At 78.0% G+C, this 3,812-nt stretch carries 4 protein-coding genes; all 4 read right to left on the minus strand.

The genetic code is table 11. The features are described 5' to 3' along the window. On the minus strand, positions 1-135 hold a 135-nt coding region (locus EJA20_RS18125; RefSeq protein ID WP_205687578.1), incomplete at its 3' end, for a biotin/lipoyl-containing protein. Positions 136-148: 13 nt separating this feature from the next. Continuing rightward, positions 149-1,351: an alpha-ketoacid dehydrogenase subunit beta gene (locus EJA20_RS18130; RefSeq protein WP_129339908.1), complete on the minus strand. Its 1,203-nt coding sequence runs from the start codon at positions 1,349-1,351 to the stop codon at positions 149-151. Beyond that, the gene (locus EJA20_RS18135; protein ID WP_420836458.1) at positions 1,348-2,568 is read right to left on the minus strand and encodes a thiamine pyrophosphate-dependent enzyme; all 1,221 of its coding nucleotides are present in this window, start codon (positions 2,566-2,568) and stop codon (positions 1,348-1,350) included. Before EJA20_RS18135 ends, EJA20_RS18130 begins: the two co-directional genes overlap by 4 nt. 197 nt (positions 2,569-2,765) lie before the next feature. After that, complete coding sequence (locus tag EJA20_RS18140) at positions 2,766-3,536, minus strand: glycosyltransferase family 2 protein (protein ID WP_205687577.1); 771 nt, start codon at positions 3,534-3,536, stop codon at positions 2,766-2,768. Positions 3,537-3,812 lie beyond the last annotated feature (276 nt).

Below are 3,812 nucleotides of genomic sequence, written 5' to 3' on the forward strand. Positions count from 1 at the left end.
CTTGGCGGTCTCGATCTCGACGATGGCCTGGTTGACCGTCACGGTGTCGCCCGGGGCGACGAACCAGGTGACGATCTCGGCCTCGGTCAGGCCCTCCCCGGCGTCGGGCAGGAGGAACTGCTGGTACGTGGGCACGGTGCTCCTCGGGTCAGACGGCGAGCGCGCGGTCGACGGCGTCGAGGAGCCGGTCCACGCTCGGCAGGTAGTCGTGCTCGAGCCGGGCGACGGGGTAGGGCGTGGCCCACCCGCCGACGCGCAGCACGGGCGACTCCAGGCTGAAGAAGCACTCCTCCTGCACCCGGGCGGCGACCTCGGCCCCGGTGCCGTGCGCCACGGGTGCCTCGTGCACCACGACGCAGCGGCCCGTGCGCCGCACGGAGGCGACCACGGGGTCGAGGTCCAGCGGGGACAGGGTGCGCAGGTCGACGACCTCGAGGCTCGTGCCCTCGCGCGCGGCGACGTCGGCCGCCTTGAGCGCGGTGCCCACGGTCGGCCCGTACGCCACGACGGTGACGTCGGTCCCGGCCCGCACCACGCGGGAGCGGTCGAGCCCGCCGTCGCCGGCGACCGCTCCGCCGCCGTCGCCGGGCGCGGCGTCGGGGTGCGCGGACGGCAGGGGCGCGTCGAGGTCGACGTCGCCCTTCTCCCAGTACCGGCCCTTGGGCTCGAAGAACATCACGGGGTCCGGCGAGGCCACGGCCTGCTGGATCATCGTGTAGGCCTCGGCGGGCGAGGCGGGCGTGACGATCCGCAGCCCGGGCGTGTGCGCGAAGAGGGCCGTGGGGTCCTCGCTGTGGTGCTCCACCGCGCCGATGCCGCCGCCGTAGGGCACGCGGATGACGACGGGCACCGCGAGCCGGCCGCGGGAGCGGTAGCGCATCTTGGCCAGCTGGGTCGTGATCTGGTCGAACGCCGGGAAGATGAAGCCGTCGAACTGGATCTCGCACACGGGCCGGTAGCCGCGCAGGGCCAGCCCGATGGCCGTCCCGACGATGCCGGACTCCGCCAGCGGGGTGTCGACGACCCGCTGCTCGCCGAACTGCGCCTGGAGCCCGTCGGTGACGCGGAAGACGCCGCCGAGGGCGCCGATGTCCTCGCCCATGAGCAGCACGGACGGGTCCGTGGCCAGCGCCCGCTGGAGGCCGAGCGTCAGGGCGCGCGCCAGGGTGAGGCGCTGCGTGCCGTGCGGCAGCTCGACGGGCGCGGCGGGGCCGTGGGTCGTGGCGCGCTGGCCGGCGCGGGTCGGGGAGGCCGCGCTCGACGTGGCGGTCGAGGCGGCCGTCGACGCGGCGCCGCGGCCGGCGGGGTCCCCGTCGGCCGTCCCGGTGCGGGCGGGCGTGGCGGTCGTCATCGGTGACCTCCCTCGGGCGCCCCGTCCAGGGACGCCTCGTACCGCTCGAAGGCCGCACGGTCGGCGTCGACACCGGCGTGCGGGGTGGCGTACACGTGCTCGAACATCGACGCGACCTCGGGGCGGCCCATCGCCCGCACGGTCGTGCGCAGCCGCTCGCCGAGGGCGTCGGCCTCGTGCTCGAGGTCGACGAGAGAGCCGGCGGGCAGCTCGTCTGCGGCCTCGAGGTGCCGCTGCAGGCGGTCGATCGGGTCGCGGCGCCGCCAGTGCTCCTCCTCCTCCCGCGAGCGGTAGCGCAGGGGGTCGTCGGAGGTGGTGTGCGCGCCCATGCGGTAGGTGAACGCCTCGACGAAGGTCGGCCCGCCGCCGCTGCGCGCCCGCTCGAGCGCCTGGGCCGTCACGGCGTAGGTGGCGAGCACGTCGTTGCCGTCGACCCGCACGGACGGCACCCCGAAGCCGGGCGCACGGTCGGCCAGCGGCACGCGGGCCTGGCGGGTCGTCGGCTCGGAGATGGCCCACTGGTTGTTCTGGCAGAAGAGCACGACGGGCGCCTGGTTCACCGCGGCGAAGACGAGGGCCTCGCTCACGTCGCCCTGCGCCGTGGCGCCGTCGCCGAAGTAGGCGACGACCGCGGTGTCGCGGGCGGGGTCCCCCGTCCCGACGAGGCCGTCGCGCTGGACGCCCATGCCGTAGCCCACCGCGTGCAGCGTGTGCGAGCCGATGACGAGCGTGTAGAGGTGGAAGCCGTGCGCCGCGGGGTCCCAGCCGCCGTGGTCCACGCCGCGGAAGAGCCGCAGCACGTCCGCGAGGTCGACGCCGCGGGTGTGCGCCACGCCGTGCTCGCGGTAGGACGGGAACACGTGGTCCTGGGGCGCGAGGGCGCGGCCCGAGCCGACCTGCGCCGCCTCCTGCCCCAGCGCGGGCGCGAACAGGGCGAGCTCGCCCTGGCGCTGCAGCGCGGTGGCCTCCGCGTCGAACCGCCGCACGAGCACCATGTCCCGCAGCAGGCCGCGCAGCGCCGCCGCGTCCAGGTGCGCGACGTACGGGTCGAGCGCCGGGTCCGGGTGCCGCACGCCGGCGGGGTCGAGGAGCCGGACGAGCCCCTCGTCGCTCAGCGGGCCGGTGCCGTCGGGCAGGGGGCCCGGCGACCCGTCCGGGACGCGCAGGGCTGCGGGCGGCGCGGTGCTGGGCGGGGGTCCCGACACGGTCCGGGGCACGTGGTGCTCCTCTCGCACACGGCGGTCGGCGGTCGCAGGGGGCGGCCGTCGTCAACCTACGTCAGCGTAGGCTACGCAACCGTAGGTTCGCCGGGAGGGACCCCACAACGCCCCGCGCGCCGCCCTTGTGCGGCTCGGACAGGACGGCTCCGGACCTGCCGGGGCCGGCCGGGGCCGCCGGGGCCGCCGTGCCCCCGTCACCGGGTCCGCCCGGGTGACCGGCCCGGCGCCGCGCGCGCCCGCCGCTGCGGCTCGACCCACGGCGCCCGCCCCGGCCAGTGCAGCATCACGGAGCGCCACCCGCGCCGGTACCGCCGCACGAGGGCGCGGACGGACGTGAAGGGCCGGTGGTGCACCTCCACCGCCATGCCGGGCACGTAACGCGTGGAGCCCGGCGGCAGGTGGAAGGACAGGTCGAGGTCGTCGTGCACGTCCGCGTCCCGGTGCACCTCGTCGCGGACCGCCCGCCACGCGGAGCGGCGCAGCCCGAGGCTCGACCCGAAGAGCGGGACGCCCCCGAGCGCCGCGCCCGCCGCGACGAAGTACGCGCGCATGTAGAGCACGTCCGCGGCCATCCGCAGCGGCCGCGGCAGGCCCGCGAAGACGCCCGGGCCGGTGACGGCGAGCGCGGCGGGGTCGTCGAGCAGGGCCCGCTCGAGCGCGGCGAGCCACCCGGGCGGCAGCACGCAGTCGGCGTCGCAGCGGGCGACGACGTCCCCGGTGGCGGCGTCGTAGCCGGCGGCGGCGGCGGGCCACACCCCCGGCACGGGCTCCACGACGACGCGGGCGCCCGCCGCCCGGGCCAGCTCCGCGGTCCGGTCCGTGCTGCCGTTGTCGACGACGACCACCTCGTCGGCCGGCCGGTCCTGCGCGGCCAGCGAGGCCAGGAGGCGGGGCAGCAGCCGCTCCTCGTCGCGGGCCGGGACCACGACCGTGATCCGCAGCCGGGCCGTGCCCACGGTCGCCACCTCGCCCTCCGCCCGCGCCCTGCGCGCCGGTGCCATCGTCCCCGACGCGGCCCGCGGCCGCCGCGCGACCCGGCCGCGACCCGTCCCGGAGCCCAGCGGTGGTGGCGGCCCGGCCCCCGCGCCAGGCTGGTGCCGGCGGCGGACGCGCCCGAGAGGACGGGGGCGGACCGTCGCGCGTCCGCCCGGGAGCACCGACCGTGCCACGCCTCCCCTCCCCGCCCGCGCACCCCGCCGGCCCCCGCGCCGCGGCCCCGGCCGTGGCCCCACCGCCGCCGG

This window comes from Cellulomonas endophytica (genome assembly GCF_004123805.1).
Taxonomy (GTDB): Bacteria; Actinomycetota; Actinomycetes; order Actinomycetales; family Cellulomonadaceae; genus Cellulomonas; species Cellulomonas endophytica.